The sequence below is a fragment of the Achromobacter sp. NCFB-sbj8-Ac1-l genome, from assembly GCF_052695805.1.
Window position 1 is genome coordinate 342,279 of the sequence record NZ_CP199812.1, and the last position, 19,262, is coordinate 361,540.

General features: G+C 67.8%; 19 protein-coding genes. 9 read left to right on the top strand and 10 right to left on the bottom strand.

The window, feature by feature from the left end:
- The first annotated feature begins 170 nt into the window (after positions 1–170).
- Positions 171–815, top strand: a complete 645-nt coding sequence (locus tag ACUDP5_RS01635) for a 2-hydroxychromene-2-carboxylate isomerase (RefSeq protein WP_263915428.1) — start codon at positions 171–173, stop codon at positions 813–815.
- 236 nt (positions 816–1,051) lie between these two features.
- On the opposite strand, the gene ACUDP5_RS01640 is transcribed toward ACUDP5_RS01635, so the two are convergent.
- Together ACUDP5_RS01640 and adh are read right to left on the bottom strand one after the other, a co-directional pair.
- Positions 1,052–1,429 carry a DUF779 domain-containing protein gene (locus tag ACUDP5_RS01640; RefSeq protein ID WP_263915430.1) on the bottom strand — a complete coding sequence of 126 codons (378 nt, stop codon included), beginning with the start codon at positions 1,427–1,429 and terminating at the stop codon, positions 1,052–1,054.
- A gap of 73 nt (positions 1,430–1,502) precedes the next feature.
- Positions 1,503–3,032: an aldehyde dehydrogenase gene (adh, locus tag ACUDP5_RS01645; protein WP_445658019.1), complete on the bottom strand. Its 1,530-nt coding sequence runs from the start codon at positions 3,030–3,032 to the stop codon at positions 1,503–1,505.
- A gap of 228 nt (positions 3,033–3,260) precedes the next feature.
- Between adh and ACUDP5_RS01650 the strand changes: the two genes are divergently transcribed.
- Complete coding sequence (locus ACUDP5_RS01650) at positions 3,261–5,141, top strand: sigma-54-dependent Fis family transcriptional regulator (RefSeq protein ID WP_445658020.1); 1,881 nt, start codon at positions 3,261–3,263, stop codon at positions 5,139–5,141.
- On the opposite strand, the gene trpC is transcribed toward ACUDP5_RS01650, so the two are convergent.
- The 6 genes from trpC to rpe all read right to left on the bottom strand — a co-directional run bounded on the left by trpC (position 5,138) and on the right by rpe (position 10,796).
- Positions 5,138–5,926, bottom strand: a complete 789-nt coding sequence (gene trpC, locus ACUDP5_RS01655) for an indole-3-glycerol phosphate synthase TrpC (RefSeq protein ID WP_263915433.1) — start codon at positions 5,924–5,926, stop codon at positions 5,138–5,140. The genes ACUDP5_RS01650 and trpC overlap by 4 nt on opposite strands.
- A complete protein-coding gene (gene trpD / locus ACUDP5_RS01660; RefSeq protein WP_025139783.1) occupies positions 5,923–6,954 on the bottom strand; it encodes an anthranilate phosphoribosyltransferase in 1,032 nt (343 codons plus the stop codon). The genes trpC and trpD overlap by 4 nt, the downstream gene beginning before the upstream one ends.
- 12 nt (positions 6,955–6,966) lie before the next feature.
- On the bottom strand, positions 6,967–7,533 hold the full coding sequence (locus ACUDP5_RS01665) for an aminodeoxychorismate/anthranilate synthase component II (protein ID WP_263915434.1): 567 nt from the start codon (positions 7,531–7,533) through the stop codon (positions 6,967–6,969).
- 53 nt (positions 7,534–7,586) lie between these two features.
- A complete protein-coding gene (trpE, locus tag ACUDP5_RS01670) occupies positions 7,587–9,107 on the bottom strand; it encodes an anthranilate synthase component I (protein ID WP_263915435.1) in 1,521 nt (506 codons plus the stop codon).
- 250 nt (positions 9,108–9,357) lie between these two features.
- On the bottom strand, positions 9,358–10,065 hold the full coding sequence (locus ACUDP5_RS01675) for a phosphoglycolate phosphatase (RefSeq protein ID WP_263915437.1): 708 nt from the start codon (positions 10,063–10,065) through the stop codon (positions 9,358–9,360).
- Positions 10,066–10,073: 8 nt separating this feature from the next.
- Positions 10,074–10,796: a ribulose-phosphate 3-epimerase gene (gene rpe, locus ACUDP5_RS01680; RefSeq protein WP_263915438.1), complete on the bottom strand. Its 723-nt coding sequence runs from the start codon at positions 10,794–10,796 to the stop codon at positions 10,074–10,076.
- A gap of 45 nt (positions 10,797–10,841) precedes the next feature.
- Between rpe and apaG the strand changes: the two genes are divergently transcribed.
- The 5 genes from apaG (at position 10,842) to ACUDP5_RS01705 (ending at position 15,756) form a co-directional block, all read left to right on the top strand.
- On the top strand, positions 10,842–11,216 hold the full coding sequence (gene apaG / locus ACUDP5_RS01685) for a Co2+/Mg2+ efflux protein ApaG (RefSeq protein WP_006392509.1): 375 nt from the start codon (positions 10,842–10,844) through the stop codon (positions 11,214–11,216).
- Between the two features lie 40 nt (positions 11,217–11,256).
- Entirely contained in the window at positions 11,257–12,558 is a 1,302-nt protein-coding gene (locus ACUDP5_RS01690) for a murein transglycosylase A (protein WP_263915439.1), read from the top strand.
- Positions 12,555–13,724 (top strand): UbiH/UbiF family hydroxylase, encoded by a 1,170-nt coding sequence (locus ACUDP5_RS01695; RefSeq protein ID WP_263915440.1) that lies wholly within the window; start codon positions 12,555–12,557, stop codon positions 13,722–13,724. Before ACUDP5_RS01690 ends, ACUDP5_RS01695 begins: the two co-directional genes overlap by 4 nt.
- Positions 13,725–13,925: 201 nt before the next feature.
- The gene (locus tag ACUDP5_RS01700) at positions 13,926–14,735 is read left to right on the top strand and encodes a DsbC family protein (protein WP_445658021.1); all 810 of its coding nucleotides are present in this window, start codon (positions 13,926–13,928) and stop codon (positions 14,733–14,735) included.
- Between the two features lie 64 nt (positions 14,736–14,799).
- Complete coding sequence (locus ACUDP5_RS01705; protein WP_445658022.1) at positions 14,800–15,756, top strand: D-2-hydroxyacid dehydrogenase family protein; 957 nt, start codon at positions 14,800–14,802, stop codon at positions 15,754–15,756.
- A 123-nt stretch (positions 15,757–15,879) separates the two neighbouring features.
- Here ACUDP5_RS01705 and ttcA read toward each other — a convergent pair whose 3' ends face one another.
- Positions 15,880–16,851, bottom strand: a complete 972-nt coding sequence (gene ttcA, locus ACUDP5_RS01710; RefSeq protein WP_445658023.1) for a tRNA 2-thiocytidine(32) synthetase TtcA — start codon at positions 16,849–16,851, stop codon at positions 15,880–15,882.
- A gap of 2 nt (positions 16,852–16,853) precedes the next feature.
- A complete protein-coding gene (gene folB, locus ACUDP5_RS01715; RefSeq protein WP_263915445.1) occupies positions 16,854–17,213 on the bottom strand; it encodes a dihydroneopterin aldolase in 360 nt (119 codons plus the stop codon).
- Between the two features lie 124 nt (positions 17,214–17,337).
- On the opposite strand from folB, the gene ACUDP5_RS01720 reads away from it, so the two are divergent.
- Together ACUDP5_RS01720 and ACUDP5_RS01725 are read left to right on the top strand one after the other, a co-directional pair.
- Positions 17,338–18,240 (top strand): NAD(P)/FAD-dependent oxidoreductase, encoded by a 903-nt coding sequence (locus ACUDP5_RS01720; RefSeq protein ID WP_445658024.1) that lies wholly within the window; start codon positions 17,338–17,340, stop codon positions 18,238–18,240.
- Positions 18,241–18,347: 107 nt separating this feature from the next.
- Positions 18,348–19,262, top strand: a complete 915-nt coding sequence (locus ACUDP5_RS01725; RefSeq protein ID WP_445658025.1) for a helix-turn-helix domain-containing protein — start codon at positions 18,348–18,350, stop codon at positions 19,260–19,262.

The window sequence follows — 19,262 nt, forward strand, 5'->3', positions numbered from 1 at the left end:
AACGCCTGGCGCGTCCAATAGAACCTGGTCCTTGGCCAAGGCGACCGCCAGTCGGCAGCGCCGCCGGGGAATTGCCACGATTCCGTCATGTTGCACCGCGGGAATGCGATTCCCGCAGATGGGCGCCCTGGACTATGCTGTTCCCACGTCCCGCCGCCGGAGCTTTTGCGATGAATGCGCCTTTGTCCGCCACCCCCCGCATCGAGATGTGGTTCGATTTCGCCAGTCCCTACAGCTATCTTGCGATCGAGCGCATCGACGCCCTGGCTCGGCAGGCGGATGTGCAAGTGGACCTGCGGCCCTTCCTGCTGGGCCCGATCTTCCAGGCCCAGGGCTGGAACGACACGCCTTTTCGACTGTTCCCGGGCAAGGGCGCCTACATGATGCGCGACATCGCGCGCCTGGCTGAAAAATACGGCGTGCCCTACAACCGGCCGCGGCTGTTTCCGCGCATGAGCGTGCTGCCGGCGCGCATTGCCCTGCTGGGCCAGGACGAACCCTGGGGGCGTGATTTCTGCGTGGCCGTGTTCCGCGCCAATTTCCAGCGCGACCAGGACATCCAGGCCGAAGACGTCGTGCACGAACTGTTGACCGAACTGTCGCTGGACGCCGATGCGCTGATCGCGCGCGGCAAGTCGGAAGCCGCCAAGGAAGCGCTGCGCCGCCAGGTAGACCAGGCGCGTCACCTGGGCCTGTTCGGCGCGCCGACCTTCTTCGTGGATGGCGAAATGTTCTGGGGCAACGACCGTCTGGAAGACGCCCTGGATTGGACCCGCCGGGCCCCCGTCAGCGCCTGGGCCGCCAGCGCCGGCTGATCGGCCGCGTCGCGCCCGCAAGATTTTCCCGTCAGTGCTTGATCCGCAATGAAAAACGCCAGCAGTCCCCTACGTGGCGCACCGATGCCCGGTGGCCGTTCGTTCACGCAATTTCGCGCCGCGCGCATCCGTCGCGTGTCGTTCCAATGGAAGCAGGCCGCCAGCGAGACCGCTGCGGACAAGGGCGGAACGCCGCAAGGGTCGTGAGGCGATGCGGGGGCGGGCGCGATCGGGCCTCAGCCCTTGGTGACCGCCGCCACGTTGGCCCATTCTTCATCGGAGTACAGCCGCGAGCGCAGCAAAAAGCGCTTGCCCTCGGCGCTGTCCAATGAAAACGCGCCGCCGCGACCGGGCACCGCGTCGATGATGAGTTGCGTGTGTTCCCAGTAGGCGAACTGGTCTTCGCCCATGTAGAACGGGCAGCCCTCCAGGTCGCCCAGCAGCACGTCAGAGCCGCCCACCATGAATTCGCCCTGCGCATAGCACATGGGCGAGCTGCCATCGCAACAGCCGCCGGACTGGTGGAACATCAGCGGGCCATGCTTGGCGCGCAGCATATCGATGAGTTCGCGCGCCGCGTCGGTGGCGACCACGCGTGGGGTGGGTGCTGTCATGATGCGGCTCCGCAGGGGGCTGTTCGGGTGGATCGCGCCGGGCCCGAAGGCCCGGCGCCGCCTTGCGTCGCGGTCAGAAGAAACCCAGCTTCTTGGGCGAATAGCTCACCAGCAGGTTCTTGGTCTGCTGGTAGTGGTTGAGCATCATCTTGTGGTTCTCGCGCCCGATGCCCGACTGCTTGTAGCCGCCGAACGCGGCATGCGCCGGGTAGGCGTGATAGCAGTTGGTCCAGACCCGGCCGGCCTTGATGGCGCGGCCCATCCGATAGCACGTGTTGGCATCGCGCGACCACACGCCCGCGCCCAGGCCATAGAGCGTGTCGTTGGCCAGCGCCAGTGCGTCGTCGGCGTCCTTGAAGGTGGTCACCGCCACCACCGGCCCGAAGATTTCCTCCTGGAACACGCGCATCTTGTTGTGGCCCTTGAACACGGTGGGCTGCACGTAATAGCCGCCTTCCAGCGCGCCCTGCAGTTGCGCCCGGCCGCCGCCGGCCAGCACCTGCGCGCCTTCCTGCTTGCCGATGTCCAGGTACGACAGGATCTTTTCCAGCTGTTCGGTCGAGGCCTGCGCGCCCAGCATGGTGTCGGCGTCCAGCGGATTGCCCTGCTTGATCTCGCCCACGCGCTTGAGCGCGCGTTCCATGAACTTGTCGTAGAGCGATTCCTGGATCAGCGCGCGGCTGGGGCAGGTGCAGACTTCGCCCTGGTTCAGCGCGAACATCACGAAGCCCTCGACCGCCTTGTCCAGGAAGTCGTCGTCCTGCGCGGCCACGTCGGCAAAGAAGATGTTGGGCGACTTGCCGCCCAGTTCCAGCGTCACGGGGATGATGTTCTGCGACGCATACTGCATGATCAGGCGGCCGGTGGTGGTTTCGCCGGTGAAGGCGATCTTGGCGATGCGCTTGCTGGACGCCAGCGGCTTGCCCGCTTCCAGGCCAAAACCGGTGACCACGTTGACCACGCCCGGGGGCAGGATGTCGCCGATCAGTTCCATCAGCAGCAGGATGCCCAGCGGCGTCTGTTCGGCCGGCTTGAGCACCACGCAGTTGCCGGCCGCCAGCGCGGGCGCCAGCTTCCAGGCGGCCATCAGGATGGGGAAGTTCCAGGGAATGATCTGGCCCACCACGCCCAGCGGTTCGTTGAAGTGATACGCCACGGTGTCGCTGTCGATTTCGGACAGGCCGCCTTCCTGGCTGCGGATGCACGACGCAAAGTAGCGGAAGTGGTCGATCGCCAGCGGGATGTCGGCGGCGCGGGCTTCGCGGATGGGCTTGCCGTTGTCCCAGGTTTCGGCGGTGGCCAGGCGTTCCAGGTTGGCTTGCATCACGTCGGCGATCTGCATCAGCATCTGCGCGCGCTGGGCGGCCGGGGTCGCACCCCATTTGGGCGCGGCGCGGTGCGCGGCATCCAGCGCCAGTTCGATGTCGCGCTCTTTCGAGCGGGCGTTGCGGGTCAGCACCTGGCCGGTGACCGGCGTGACGTTGTCGAAGTATTCGCCGTCGGCGGGCTTTTGCCATTTGCCGTCGATGAAGTTGTCGTACTGGGTCTTCAGATCCAGGCGGGTGCCATAGGATTCGGGGGTGACGCGGGTCGCGATGTCCATGCTTGTCTCCGTATTGTCGGGATGGCGGCAGTCGAGTGCCTGCCTGGTATCAAGCAAACCGCGTGCCATCCCGGGGCTTCCCCGCTGGACAAGGGCGCGTGCCGCGTGCGACAGTAGATTTCCACGCGCCAGCAACGGGCGTGGGCGGCGGTCAGCCGCCCCAGGGTGTCGCGTTTCGCGACACTGTCGCGGAACAGGTGTCGCAGAACACCGTCCAAGGAGACATGCATGGCCACTCATTCCCGTCGGCAATCGCTGACGCAAGCGCGCCAGCTGTTCAACCAGCAGGGCGCGGTCCCGACCGGGCTGGTTGCCGAGCCCATCCTGCGGTCGTGGCGCCGCTGCGCCGACCTGGGCTTCGACATGCGCGGCGCGCGTCGCGCCGAACTCATGACCGCCGGCGAACTGCGCGAGGCGCGCGAGCGCAACGACGCGCTGCGCCGCCTGTCCGAACCCGCCATGTCGCTCTTGCGCCGAGAAGGCGGCCGCGATGGCCTGGTGATCCTGTCCGATGCCCGAGGGCTGGTGCTCGACAGCGACGGCGACCTGGATTTCGCCCAGCGCGCGTCCCGCGTGGCGCTGATGCCAGGGGCGCCCTGGGACGAAGCCGCCGCGGGCACCAACGCCATCGGCACCGCCCTGGTCGAAGGCCGGCCCACGGTCGTGCATGGCGCCGAACACTATTTCGAACCCAACCGCATCCTGACCTGCGCGGCCGTGCCCATCACCGACAGCGAAGGCCGCATGCTGGGCGTGCTGGATCTGTCCAGTCCGGCGCGCGACGCCCGTCCCGACGTGCTGGCCTTGGTGCGCGCCGCGGTCGACCTGATCGAGCACCAGCTGTTCGACGCCGCGCACGAGCCCTGCGCCGTGCTGCGGCTGCATAGCGATCGCTCGGGCCTGGGCACGCCGGGCGAAGCCCTGCTGGCCTTCCAGGGCGACCTGCTGGTGGGCGCCAACCGCCGCGCGATGCTGGCGCTGGGCCTGGCCGCCACGGCCTTGGGGGTCTACCGCTACGCGGATCTGTTCGAAGGCGACCTGGAACACAGTCCCGATGCCGCCGGCCGCGTCCATGCGCGGTCCGGCGCGATCTACCACGCGCGCCTGCGCCTGCCGCGCAGCCGTACGCCCGCGCTACCCGCGCCTTCCCTGCGTTTGCCGACCCCCGCGGTGACGCCGGCGCCCGATGCGCGCGCCGGCATCGCCAGTTTCGACGCGACCACGCTGGGTGCGCTGGCGCGCGCCGTGCATCTGTCGGATGCGGGTGTGTCGATCCTGCTGCAAGGCGAAACCGGCGTGGGCAAGGAAGTGTTCGCGCGCCAGTTGCATGCCCGCAGCCGCCGCGCGGCGGGCCCGTTCGTGGCCGTCAATTGCGCGGCGCTGCCCGAAAGCCTGATCGAATCCGAACTGTTCGGCTACGAAGACGGCGCCTTCACCGGCGCGCGCCGCCAGGGCAGCAAGGGGCTGCTGCGACAGGCCCATGGCGGCGTGCTGTTCCTGGACGAAATCGGCGATATGCCGCTGACCTTGCAGTCGCGCCTGTTGCGCGTGCTGCAATCGCGCGAGGTCTCGCCGCTGGGCGCGGCGCGGCCGGTGGCCGTGGATTTCACGCTGGTGTGCGCCACCCATCGTGCGCTGGCACACGACGGCCCGGATGCGCCCGTGCGCCCCGACCTGTATTTCCGCATTGCCGAATACACCGTCACGCTTGCGCCGCTGCGCGCGCGCGCCGACCTGCGCGAACTCTTGCGCGCGCTATGGGCCGCGCAGGGCGCGGGCCCGGTACTGCCGGCCGACATCGAAGACACGCTGGTGCAATACGCCTGGCCGGGCAATTACCGCCAGCTGGCGGCCGTGCTGCGCACGCTGCATGTGCTGGCAGGCGCGTCGGGCGTGGTCGACCGCGAGATGCTGCCGGCCGAGGTGCGTGGCCAGACCGTCGCGGCCGCGCCCACGGCGGCCCCGGCCGCCAGCCTGCAGGCGATTGCCGACGACGCCATCCGCGCAGCGCTGGCCGCGCACGCAGGCAACGTCAGCGCCGCGGCGCGCGCGCTGGGCGTGCATCGCAGCACCTTGTACCGGCGGGTGGTGGCGTTGGGGCGGGCTTAGCCGACCAGTCGGGCCAGTTCGGCGCCCGGGTCCTTGGCGCGCATGAAGGCTTCGCCCACCAGGAAGGCGTCGACCTTGTGCTGGCGCATCAGCTTGACGTCTTCGGGCTTGAGAATGCCGCTTTCCGTCACGACGCGCTTGCCGGCGGGAATGCGCGGCAAGAGGTCCAGCGTGTTCTGCAGGCTGGTCTCGAACGTGCGCAGGTTGCGGTTGTTGATGCCGAGCAGCGGCGTCTTCAGCGTCAGCGCCACGTCCAGTTCCTGGGCGTCATGCACTTCCACCAGCACGTCCATGCCCAGTTCCATGGCCAGCGTCTCGTAGTCGCGCAATTGCGCCGGCGTCAGCGCCGCCACGATCAACAGCACGCAGTCCGCGCCCATCGCGCGGGCCACGATGATCTGGTAGGGATCGATCACGAAATCCTTGCGCAGCACCGGCAGCGAGCAGGCCGCGCGGGCCTGGCGCAGGTGGTCGTGCGAGCCCTGGAAGAACTGCACGTCGGTCAGTACCGACAGGCAGGCCGCGCCGTGCACGGCGTACGATGCCGCAATTTCAGCGGGCTGAAAGGTTTCGCGCAGAACGCCCTTGGACGGCGAGGCTTTCTTGATTTCGGCGATGACGCCGGCCTTGCCCTGCGAGATCTTGTCTTCGATGGCCTGGGCAAAGCCGCGCACGTCCTGGCGGGCCTGCGCTTCGCGCAGGACTTCGGCTTCGCTGCGCATCTGGCGAGCGGCGGCGACTTCCTCGACCTTGACGGCGAGGATCTTCGCGAGAATATCGTTCATTTCTGGAATTTCCGGGTATATGCGCAGAAATCTTCCAGCTTGGCTCGTGCCGCGCCGGTGGATATCAGTTCGAATGCTAGCGCTAAGGCTGCGGGAATGGAATCGGCTTTATTGCCTGCGTAGATGGCGAGACCGGCATTCAGCGCGACGATGTCGCGGGCGGTGCCCTCGACATTGTCCAGCGCCTCTATGACAAGTTCGCGCGACTGTTCGCGATTGGACACCTTGATGCTGCGATTGGACATCATGGATAGCCCGTAGTCCTCGGGGTGGATTTCGTACTCGCTGACCTTGCCGTCCTTGAGTTCGCCCACCATGGTGGCCCCGCCCAGCGAGGCCTCGTCCATGCCGTCCTTGCCGTGCACCACCAGCACGTGGCGCGAGCCCAGGCGTTCCAGCACGCGCACCTGGATGCCCACCAGGTCGGGGTGGAACACGCCCATCAGCTGGTTGGCGGCGCCGGCCGGGTTGGTCAGCGGCCCCAGGATGTTGAAGATGGTGCGCACGGCCAGTTCCTTGCGGACTGCCGCCACGTTCTTCATGGCCCCGTGGTGCGCGGGGGCGAACATGAAGCCGATGCCGGTGGCCTGGATGCACTCGGCCACCTGTTCGGGCGTCAGCACCAGATTGGCGCCCAGGGCTTCCAGCACATCGGCGCTGCCGCTGGACGACGAGGCGCTGCGGTTGCCGTGCTTGGCGATGGGCACGCCGGCCGCCGCCGCCACGAACATGGCGGTGGTGGAAATATTGAAGGTATGGCTGCCGTCGCCGCCGGTGCCGCACATGTCCAGCAGGTCTTCGGGGTTGGGCGTCACCACGGGCGTGGCGAATTCGCGCATGACCTGCGCGGCCGCCGTGATTTCGCCCACGGTTTCCTTTTTTACGCGCAGGCCCATCAGCAACGCGCTGGCGATCTGCGGCGACATTTCGCCGCGCATCAGCAGGCGCATCAGGTGCAGCATTTCGTCGTGGAAAATTTCGCGGTGTTCGATGCAGCGCGTCAGCGCTTCTGCGGGGGAGATCGTCACGGTGCGTCCTTCTTAGGCGAGGTTCAGGAAATTGCGCAGCAGGGCGTGGCCGTGTTCGCTGAGCACGGATTCGGGGTGGAACTGTACGCCGTACAGGGGCAGCGTCTTGTGGCGCACGCCCATGATGTCGCCGTCCGGCGCCGTGGCGGTTACGGCCAGGCAGTCGGGTAGCGTTGCCGGGTCGATGGTCAGCGAGTTGTAGCGAATGACAGTGTACGGCGTCGGCAGGTCGGTGAAGAGGTCGGTGCCGGTGTGCGAGATCTGCACCGTCTTGCCGTGCATGATCTGCTGGGCCCGGACGATGTCGCCGCCGTAGGCCGCGCCGATGGCCTGGTGGCCCAGGCACACGCCCAGGATCGGCTTCTTGCCGGCGAAGGCCTGGATCACGGGCACCGAGATGCCGGCTTCGGCCGGCGAGCACGGGCCGGGCGACACGCAGATGCGGTCCGGGTTCAGTGCGGTGATCTCTTCCAGCGTGATCTGGTCGTTGCGCGCCACGCGCACGTCTTCGCCCAGTTCGCCGAAGTACTGCACCAGGTTGTAGGTAAACGAATCGTAGTTATCAATCATCAATAGCATTTTTCTCTCCAGGCGGGCCGTCGCGCGGCTCGGGGCGGGTATCGGGGCGGGCCTTAGATGGGTTCGTCCAGGCCGTGCTGCACCTGCTCGGCGGCGCGCAACACGGCGCGGGCCTTGGCTTCGGTCTCGGCCCATTCGGCTTCGGGGTTGGAGTCGGCGACGATGCCGGCGGCGGCTTGCACGTACAGCGTGCCGTCCTTGATGACGCCGGTGCGAATAGCGATGGCCACGTCCATTTCACCGCCGTACGACAGGTACCCCGCCGCGCCGCCATAGATGCCGCGGCGCACGGGTTCGAGTTCGTCGATGATCTTCATGGCCTCGACCTTGGGCGCGCCGGTCAGCGTGCCGGCCGGGAACGAGGCGCGCAGCACGTCCATGCTGCTCATGCCAGGATTGAGATTGCCGGTCACATTGGACACCAGGTGCATCACGTGCGAATAGCGTTCGATGACCATGGTGTCGCTGACCTTGACCGAGCCCACTTCGGCCACGCGGCCGACGTCGTTGCGCGCCAGGTCGATCAGCATCACGTGCTCGGCCACTTCCTTGGGGTCGGCGCGCAGCTCGGCGGCCAGCGCGGCATCTTCCTCGGGCGTGGCGCCGCGCTTGCGGGTGCCGGCCAGCGGGCGGATGGTGATCTGCGACTTGGGCGTGCCGTCGACCACGGCGCGTTCCTGGCGCACCAGGATCTCGGGCGACGCGCCCACCACCTGGAAGTCGCCGAAGTTCCAGAAATACATGTAGGGGGAGGGATTGAGCGACCGCAGGGCGCGGTAGAGGGACAGCGGGGAATCGCGGAAGGGCTTGGCGATGACCTGGCCGATCTGCACCTGCATCAGGTCGCCGGCGGCGATGTGTTCCTTGGCGCGGTGCACGGCCGCCAGGTAGTCTTCTTTCTTGAAGTCGCGCCGCTCTTCGGTCTGCATGCTGGCGTGGCTGTACGGGATTTCCACCGGACGTCGCAGGCGCGCGCGCAGGTCGTGCAGGCGCTGCTGGGCGCGGCTGTAGCTTTCGGGCTGGGCGGGGTCGGCGTAGACCATCAGGTAGATGCGGCCGGCCAGGTTGTCGACGATGACCAGTTCGTCCACGTGCATCAGCATCAGGTCGGGCGTGCCGCCTTCCATGCCGGCCGGGAAGGGCTTGACGGCCGGGCCCAGGCAGGGCTCGATGTGGCGCACGGTGTCGTAGCCGAAATAGCCGGCCAGGCCGCCGCAGAAGCGCGGCATGCCGGGGCGCAGGGCCACCTTGAAGCGGCTCTGGTACTGCTCGATGAAGGCCAGGGGATCGCCGTCATGGGTTTCGGCGACCTTGCCGTCGTGCAGCACCTCGGTGCGGGTGCCGCTGGCGCGGATCACCGTGCGGGCCGGCAGGCCGATGAACGAATAGCGGCCGAAGCGTTCGCCGCCCACCACCGATTCCATCAGGCAGGTCATGCGGCCGGCCTGGGGGCCGGCGTGGGCCAGCTTCAGGTAGATGCCCAGCGGGGTGTCCAGGTCGGCGTAGGTCTCGGCCACCAAGGGGATGCGGTTGTAGCCTTGCGCGGCCAGGGCTTTGAATTCGATTTCGGTCATGTCGGGTCTCGTGAGCAAAGTGTCTGCTTGGGGACCGGGCGCACAACAAAAAGCCCGGTCCAGGTATCTGGTTCCGGGCTTGGCTCTGTGTTTTGCACAGTATCGGCGCTAGGCGGTGGTGTACGCGTCCAGGGCCGGGAAGGGAATCATCGCCACCCGGAAGACAAACGCCACCAGCGCCACGAGGCGCCGAGCATTTGGTTCTGGATGGAAACGTTCATCAGGTCAGGTAAGGATTCGGTATTTCGGTTCAGACCGCGGTTTTCGCGGCGTTCTGGTTTTGATTCCAGAGCGCCACCCACTGGGCGGCGTTGACAAGCGTGTCAACTATACCATCGACATCCAGCTCGCGCACGTCACGGCCTTCGTTGTAACCGTAAGGCACCACCAGCACCTGGGTGCCGGCGCTGCGGCCCGCCTGGGCGTCGTTGATGGAATCGCCGATGGTGACGGCTTCGTCCACGGTGACGCCCAGCAGTTCGCAGGCATGCAGCACCTGGTCAGGGTCCGGCTTGCGGCGCGGGCAGGTGTCGCCGCACACCACGGCGTCGAAAAAGCCCGCCAGGCCCGTGCGCTGCAACAACGGCAGGGTGAACTCGGTGGGCTTGTTGGTGACCACGGCCAGCTTCAGGCCCTGGTCGCGCATGTGCTTCAGGCCCTCGATGACGCCCGGGTAGACCCGGGCGCGTTCGCCGTTGACCAGGTGGTAGTGGCGGTAGAACGCCACGCGTGCCCGGTCGAAATCTTCGGGCGAGGGGTCGGCGGCATCCAGGCTGCCCGCCAGGCTGCGGCGCACCAGGTTGTCCACGCCCTTGCCTACGAAGGTGGCCACGACGTCCTCGCGCAGCGAGATCATGCCCAGTTCCACGCGCATGGCGTTGGCCGCGAAGGCCAGGTCGGGGATGGAGTCGAGCAGGGTGCCGTCCAGGTCCAGCAGCGCGGCGCGAAAGGCGGTCATGGCGTTCCTCAGATGGCGGTGGTTTCGCCGACGGCGATCTGCTCGCGCATGGCCGTGATGATGCCGGCGTAGTCGGGCTTGCCGAAGATGGCCGAACCGGCCACGAAGGTGTCGGCGCCCGCGCGGCGGATTTCGGCGATGTTGTCGATTTTCACGCCGCCGTCCACCTGCAGCATGATTTCCTGGCCGCCGGCCTGCATCCAGGCGTCGATCCTGGCGCGGGCCTCGCGCAGCTTGGTCAGCGTGGCGGGAATGAAGCTCTGGCCGCCAAAGCCGGGGTTGACCGACATGATCAGCACCAGGTCGATCTTGTCCATCACGTAGTCCATATAGGACAGCGGCGTGGCCGGGTTGAACACCAGGCCGGCCTTGCAGCCGCTTTCGCGGATCAGGGACAGCGTGCGGTCGACGTGGCGGCTGGCATCGGGGTGGAAGCTGATGTAGTTGGCGCCGGCGCTGGCGAACATGGGCACGAGGGCGTCCACGGGTTCGACCATCAGGTGCACGTCGATCGGCACGGACACATGGGGACGGATCGCCGCACAGACCATCGGGCCGATGGTCAGGTTGGGCACATAGTGGTTGTCCATCACGTCGACGTGGATCCAGTCGGCGCCGGCGGCCACGACGTTGCGGACTTCCTCGCCCAGGCGGGCAAAGTCGGCGGACAGGATGCTGGGGGTAATGCGGGTAGGGGACGTAGACATGATGTTCGGGGTTGGGGAAGGCATAATGTGCCATTATTGCAGTTTGAGCGTGCCACACAGGGAAGGGCTGTGAAACCTTACGACCTTAGCGTCTCCGTCTCTCCGCGCTTCGTGCCGGAACAGTCCGATCCTGGCGAGCAGCAATTCGTGTTCGCCTATACCGTTCGCATCACCAATACCGGTGAGCATCCGGCCCAGGTGATCAGCCGCCACTGGATTATCACCGATGGCAACCAGCGTGTGCAGGAAGTGCGCGGGCTGGGCGTCGTGGGCCAGCAACCGCTGCTGGCGCCCGGCGAGACCTTCGAATACACCAGCGGCTGTCCCCTGCCCACGCCGGTGGGCACGATGCGCGGCACCTACCATTGCGTCGGCGAGAACGGCATTCCGTTCGAAGTGCCGATCTCCGAATTCGTCCTGGCCATGCCGCGTACCCTGCATTGACCGGGGCGCGGCCACTCGTTGTACGGTTTTCCATCTGCTCATGAAGCGCATTCTTAGCCTGTCCGTGCTGTCAGTCCTGCTGGCGGCATGCAGCACGACCTCCGAGGTCCCTCCCGATTCCGGCCAGCCGGGCCCGTCCGGCCCGCGTTCCACTGCCGTCGATGGCCCTCTGGTGGTGCCGGCGCTGTCGGCCCTGCCCGATACCCCGCCGCGCGCTCTGGCAGGCAAGTTCAAGGCGGCCTCGTGGGCCGAGATGCCGGGCTGGTCCAACGACGACCTGGCGCAGTTCTGGCCCTTGTTCCTGCGCAACTGCAAGGGGCTGATGCGCCCGACCAGCGGCAACCTGGCCGCGCCGGCCCGTGCCACCCCGCGCGCCTGGCAGCCGGTCTGCGCTGCCGCGGCCGATCCGGCCCGCGCGCCCGCCGCCACCGACATCGAGGGCGTGCGCCGCTTCTTGCAGACCTACCTGCAACCCTGGCGCCTGAACGCCCCTGACGGCAAGCCGGCGGCCAACACCGTCACCGGCTACTACGAACCCCTGGTGCGCGGGTCGCGCCGCCAGGGCGGCAATTACCAATGGCCGCTGTATGCCGTGCCGGCCGACCTGCTGACCATCGACCTGGGGTCGGTGTACCCGGACCTGGCCGGCAAGCGCGTGCGCGGCAAGCTCGAAGGCAAGCGCGTCGTGCCCTACGACACCCGCGCCGCGATCGAATCCTCGGGCCGCCGCCCGCCGGTGGTGGTCTGGGTCGACGACCCTGTCGACAACTTCTTCCTGCAGGTGCAGGGCTCGGGTCGGGTGCAACTGACCGACGGCCCCGACACCGGCAAGACCATCCGCGTGGCCTATGCCGACCACAACGGCCAGCCCTACGTGTCCATCGGCCGCTGGCTGGCGGACCGTGGCGAGCTGTCGGCCGACCAGGCCTCGATGCAGAACATCCGCGCCTGGGCGCAGCGCAATCCCAAGCGCGTGCCCGAGATGCTCAACGCCAACCCGGCCGTGGTGTTCTTCCGCGAAGAACCCGTGATCGACCCCGAACTGGGCCCCAAGGGCGCCTACGGGGTCAACCTGGCCCCGCGCCGCGCCATCGCGGTGGACGCCGGCTTCGTGCCGCTGGGCACGCCCGTGTTCCTGGCCACCACCTATCCGGCGTCCGACCGGCCGTTGCAGCGCCTGGTGTTCGCGCAAGACACCGGCACCGCCATCCGGGGCGCGGCTCGCGCCGACTTCTACTGGGGCTACGGCGAAGAAGCCGGCCAACAGGCAGGCCGCATGAAGCAGCGCGGCCAGATGTGGCTGCTGTGGCCCAAGCAAGCCGGGGAGCCCAGCGCAAGATGACCCACCAGATCGTCGTTTGCGGGGCCGGCATCGTCGGCCTGTCGTCCGCCCTGGCCCTGGCCCGCCGCGGCCAGCGCGTGGCGCTGCTGGCGCCGCGCACCGCCGTGCCGCCGGCCGATCCCAACCACTACCATGCCCGCGTCTATGCCATTTCGCCCGCCAGCCAGCGTTTCCTGGCCGAGCTGGGCGTCTGGGACGCCATGCCGTCAGCCCGCCTGACGCCGGTGCAGGCCATGGAAATCCATGGCGACGCCGACGGCCTGGTGCACCTGAACGCCTGGCAGGCGGCCCTGCCGCAACTGGCCTGGATCGTCGAATCCGGCGAAATCGAACGGGTGCTGATCCAGGCCGTGCGCATGTTCGGCATTCCCTGGATCGAAGACCGCTGCACCGGCTACCAGGCCGGCGCGGTCGAGACCGAAGGCGGCGCTCGCCTGCAGGCGGAACTGTTCGTGGGCGCCGACGGCGCCGCCTCGCCGCTGCGCACTGCCGCCGGCTTGAAGCACGACGCCGTGTCGTACAACGACACCGGCCTGGTCGTGAACCTGGACGCCGAACACGCCCACCAGGGCACGGCCTTCCAATGGTTCCGCGACGACGGCGTGCTGGCGCTCTTGCCGTTGCCCGATACCGCCGACGGCCCGCAGGTGTCCATGGTCTGGTCGATGCGCAGCGAGCGCGCCGCCGAACTGCTGGCCCTGCCGGCCGACGAGCAGGCCGCGCGGCTCGAATCCCTGCTGGAACACGCCGCGCAAGGCCGCCTGGGCCGCCTGAAGGTGCGCAGCAAGCTGCACGGCTTTCCGTTGACGCTGGAACGCGCCCAGATGGTCGCGCCCGGCATCGCGCTGGCGGGTGACGCCGCGCACCGGCTGCATCCCTTGGCTGGGCAGGGCCTGAACCTGGGGCTGGGCGACGTCGAGGCCCTGGCCCGCACCGTGGCCGGGCGCGAGCCCTACCGCCAGGCAGGTGACCTGCGGGTGCTGCACCGCTACCAGCGCGCGCGCGCCGAGCCGGTGCTGGCCCTGCGGCTGGCCACCGATGGCCTGCACAAGCTGTTCGGGTCGCACGCCACGCCGCTGGTCTGGCTGCGCAACGCCGGCATGCACTGGGTCGAGCGGGCCCCACTGATCAAGCGGCGCCTGATCGCGGGCGCCTCCACGAATTGAAGGGGGGCGAGGCCCCGTTTTTCGTATCGCCTGCGGGCGGCCGCCGGAATCGGCGCATTGAGGAACCCGTACGGGTCCCGACCGGTCTGATTCCCATGGTCCTGGCGCCAGGCCCCGGCATTGCCCGGCGCCGCGTCACACCGGATCGGTTACGCTTTCCGCCTACGTATGCGATACGTCACGATAATTACAGGAGTCCCCATGAATTTCCGTTTTCCCGCCGCGCTGGCCGCCTGCTTCATGGCCGCGGGCCTGGGTTTGTCCGCAGGCGCCCAGGCGCAGGCGCCGGCCAAGGGCGACAAGTCCATTTCCACCAGCACGGTGGGGCAGCCGGCCAAAGGCGACAAGAGCTATTCCACCACCCAGGTGGCGCCGGCGGACCCCGTGGCGGACGCCGTCAAAGACCGCTTCAAGCAGCGCTTTTCCGGCATGGACGTCACCGCGGTGCGCCGCACGCCCTATGGCCTGTTCGAAGTGCAGCTGGGCATGGACCTGATCTACACGGACGAAAAAGTCACCTGGGTCATGGAAGGGCCGCTGATCGACGCCATGACGCGCCGCGACGTCACGCGCGAAGCGCAGGAAAAGCTGGGCACCATTCCGTTCGACCAGCTGCCGCTGGACCTGGCCATCAAGCAGGTCAAGGGCGACGGCTCGCGCAAGGTCGCGATTTTCGAAGACCCCAACTGCGGCTATTGCAAGCAGCTGCGCAAGACCATGGAAGACGTGGACAACATCACCGTCTACACCTTCCTGTATCCCATCCTGTCGCCCGACTCCAACGTGAAGGTACGCGACGTCTGGTGCTCGAAAGACCCGGGCAAGGCCTGGGACGACTGGATGCTGCGTGGCCAGAAGCCGGCCACCGCCAATTGCAGCGTGCCTGAAGACAAGCTGCTGGCGCTGGGCAAGCAGCTGATGGTGCGCGGCACCCCGACCCTGTTCTTCCCCGACGGCTCGCGCATCAGCGGCGCGCTGCCGCTGGACCAGCTCAAGGCACGACTGAACTGACCGGCGCCGATCGCGCCGGCCGGGGGGCTGGCGCGGCGAGCGCCACGCCACCCGGAGACAAGACTTGAAAATCGCAATCCTCGACGATTACCACGATGTCGCCAAACGCTACGCCGACTGGGGTTCCCTGGGCGACGATGCCGAGGTGCAGATCTTCAACAACTTCATTCCCGACGAACAGGTCGAGGCCACCCTCGAACCGTTCGACGTGATCATCGCCATGCGGGAACGCACGCCGTTCCCGGCCGAGCGCATCCGCGCACTGCCGCGCCTGCGCCTGCTGGTCACCACCGGCATGCGCAACAATGCCATCGACATGCAAGCCTGCACCGCGCAGGGCATCGTCGTCAGCGGCGCGCCCGGCAGCGCCGACGCCAATACCGCCACCGCCGAACTGGCGTGGGCGCACATCCTGGGCCTGTTCAAGCACCTGACCGCCGAAGACGCGGCCATGCGCCGCGGCATGTGGCAGACGGGCATGCCCGAGCCGCTGGCCGGCAAGCGGCTGGGCGTGCTGGGCCTGGGCAAGCTGGGCGCGGCGGTGGCCAAGGTTGGCCTGGCTTTCGGCATGGACGTGGTGGCCTGGAGCCCCAACCTGACCGACGAGCGCGCGGCCGAGGCCGGCGTCAAGCGGGTGGACAAGCACGAGCTGTTTTCCACGTCCGACGTCGTCAGCCTGCACTTGATCCTGTCCGACCGCAGCCGCCACATCGTCGATGCGGCCGCGCTGGCCGCCATGAAGCCGACCGCCTATCTGGTCAACACGTCGCGGGCCGGCCTGGTCGACCAGGAAGCCCTGATGGATGCACTGGTGAAGTTCCGCATCGCGGGCGCCGGGCTGGATGTGTTTGACGAAGAGCCGCTGTCGCCCACCGACAATGTGCGCGACCTGGACAACGTCATCCTGACGCCGCACCTGGGCTATGTCAGCCGCGAGAATTTCGAGGCGTTCTATCGCAATGCGCTCGAAGCCGTGAAGGCCTGGCAGGCCGGGACGCCGGTGCGGGTGTTGAACGCGTAGCGGGCCTGCGTGCCTTGAGCGCCAGGCCGGCGCTCAAGGCACGCGTACCGGTCGAGCGCCGGCACGCGTTGTGTGATCCATGCCCACCGGGGCCCTTGTCGCCTTGGCCCGCATTCGCGGCATTCAGCCGCGCCTGAACATCACTTTCTTTTCAACGATGCCGTCGGGCGCCTGCGCTGGCGGGGCCGCGGTGTCGCCGCAGGCGTCATCGCCCTCGGTCGGGTCCACGGTGTCGAACGCCGTGTCGCCGTTGGCGTCCGGCACGCCGCTCGGCTTGAGGCCGACGAAATCGAACAGGTTGCGGTCCATCAGGTGCGACGGCACCACGCGCGACAGCGCGTTGAAGACGTTCCACGAGCGGCCGGGGTGCTGCTTGTCCCATTCCTTGATCATGCGGCCGACTTCCTTGCGCTTCAGGTTTTCCTGCGAGCCGCACAGGTTGCACGGAATGATCGGGAACTGCTTGAGTTCGGCATAGGCGATCAGGTCGGTCTCGGGCACGTAGGCCAGCGGGCGGATCACCGTGTGGCGGCCGTCGTCGGATACCAGCTTGGGCGGCATGCCCTTGGCCTTGCCGCCGTAGAACAGGTTCAGGAAGAACGTGCCCAGGATGTCATCGCGGTGGTGGCCCAGCGCGATCTTGGTCGCACCCAGCTCGGACGCCACCCGGTACAGGATGCCCCGGCGCAAGCGCGAACAGAGCGAGCACATGGTCTTGCCCTCTTCGAGCACGCGCGTGACGATCGAGTAGGTGTCCTGCGTCTCGATGTGAAACGGCACGCCCAGTTCGGTCAGGTAGCGCGGCAGGATGTCGGCGGGAAAGCCGGGCTGCTTCTGGTCCAGGTTGACGGCGATCAGCTCGAACGGAAACGGCGCGCGCTTTTGCAGCTGGAGCAGGATGTCCAGCATGGCGTAGGAATCCTTGCCGCCGGACAGACAGACCATCACGCGGTCGCCCGCCTCGATCATGTTGTAGTCGGACAGCGCGCGCGTGGTTTCACGCGCCAGGCGCTTGGTCAGCTTGTTGCCTTCGTGGCGGGCTTTTTCTTCGGCTTCGGTGCGAAAGCGGATGCCGGGGGGAGCGATATCGTTCATGGTCAACGCGAGAGCTGGATTTCCACGCCCACCGCCGCACAGTCGGAAAAGGCCATGGGCTTGCTGATGCGCAGGCGCAGCGAGCGGATTTCCTGGAAGTCGGCCAACAGGCGTGCGGCGACTTGTTCGGACAGGGTTTCGATCAGGTTCACATGCGCCTGGGTGCATTCCTCGACGATGGCTTCGCGCAGGCGGCGGTAGTCCAGCACGCTGTGGATGTCGTGGTCGTCGACCGCGCGCTGGATATCCACGTCGAATTCGGCGTCGACATGCAGGGGCTGGGTGGCACGGCGCTCGTGTTCGAGAATGCCGATGCGGGCGTCGAGCGCGAGCCCGGAAAGGATGATGCGGCGTGTGGGCATGATGAAAACCTGGGTGGAATAGGCGGAATTGTAAGGCGATGCCGGGCCGGGGTTGGCGCGCTGGCTACAATTCGGCCATGTCCGGGCGCCCGCGAGGGGCCGGCAATGGCAAACAAGGGGTGAAATGCAACAGATGCACGATGCGGTCATTGTAGGGGGCGGCCCGGCCGGCGCTTCCTGCGCCCTGTGGCTGGCCCGGCTGGGCCTGGCGCCGCTGCTGGTCGAAGCCGGCGACCGCCTGGGCGGCCTGAGCAGCGACAACCCGTTCACGGACGACTGGATCGCCGTGCTGCCCGGGGTGACCGGCCAGCAGGTGGCCGCCAATATCGACACCAGCGTGCGCGCCGCCGGCGTGCCGCTGCGGCTGGGTGCCCGGGTGACGGCGGTGCGGCCCTGCAAGGGCGGCATCGAGGCCACCTTGGTCGAGAAAAATGGGGTCGCATCACAGGTGCGCGGCCGCACCCTGGTGATCGCCTCCGGCGTACGCGCCAAGGGCTTTCCGGAACACCCGCCTGGATCGCGCTGGCCCGGCGTGCTGATCGGTCCGGGGTCGCCCATCGTGGCGCAGGACTACTCCGGCCTGTCGGTCGCGGTACTGGGGGGCGGCGACAACGCTTTCGAAAATTACGTCTACGTGCGCAACCGCGGCGCTGCCACGGTGCACCTGTACGCCCGCAGCGTGCGGGCCCAGCAGCAGTGGGTGCAGCGCGCCGGCAAGGAAGGCGTGCGTATCGGCCCCTACCAGGTCGACCCGGCCACGCGCAGCGTGGATGGCCGGCAGTATGACCTGATCCTGGTGTTCTACGGCTGGGAGCCGCAGGCGTCGTTTGCCGACGATCTGCACCTGGCGCGCGACGAGCGCGGCTATATCCGCACCGATGTCGCCACCGCCGAAACCAGCGTGCCGGATATCTACGCCATCGGCGAGGTGGCCCACCGCATGCACCCCTGCGTCGTGACGTCGATGGCGGATGGCGTCGTGGCGGCCAAGGCGATCCAGCGGCGCTGGGAGCGGGCGGGGCAATAGCACGCTGCGCAGCGCAGGCAGGGCGACCGGATTGAGCCCGTGCAGGACTTGGGTAATAATAATTATTCTCAAATGAGCCTGTTGTCCGGTTCGGCCGGATCGATCCCATGCCTTTCATGCGCACCCGCGCCGCGGTTCCTGCCGCCGAACACCATCGCGTCGACGCGGCGCTGGACCTGGCCAACGGCGGCTCTTTGCGTGCCGGCGTGTTCCGCCGCGGTACTACCGAGTGGCGCGAGGAATCCCTCTATCCGGGCCTGAAGGTCATCTTGATCGATGGGCAGGTGCAAAGCCGTGTCGAAGATCGCGCGCCGCTGACGTTGCGGGGACCAACGTTGTGCCTGGCCTGGAATCCCGGGCAGGCGCAGGGCGCTGACGCCTTCGCGGCCGGCGTGGACCAGCGCTACACGCTGGTCACGTTGCCGGCCGCATCCCTGTGGAATGAGTTGGGCGTGGAGCCGGATTTCTTGCGGGGCTTGTACGCGGCAGCGGGCGACCCCACGGCGGGCGCGGGCCGGCCAGTCATCTGGCAGGGCGCCGCGGGCCGCGAGGCGCGGCGCATCGCCGATCAGGTGCGGGTCTGCCGCTACGAGGGGCCGGCGCGGGGCCTGTACCTGGCCGCGAAGGGGCTGGAACTGGCGGCCATCGCGCTGGCGCAGGCCGTGCCGGCGCCACGGCAGCAGACGCATCAGGCGGCCCCGCTGGCCGCCGCCCGCGAGCTGGATGCGGCCCACGAGGCACGTCGCCGGCTGGCCGCCGACCTGCGCGGCGCACCGTCGTCATCGGCGTTGGCACGTGAGCTGGGCCTGCACACCCGCAAGCTGGATCAGGCCTTCAAGCGTGCGTTCGGCGTCAGCATGGCGCGCTACCTGCAAGAGGCGCGCCTGGCCCACGGCCGCGAACTGATCTTGAATGGCGGCCTGAGCGTGTCAGAAGCCGCCTGGCACGTGGGCTATGCGCCCGCGCATTTCTCGGTGGCATTTCGCCGCCGCTTCGGCGTCCCGCCCAGCGCATTGCGCTGA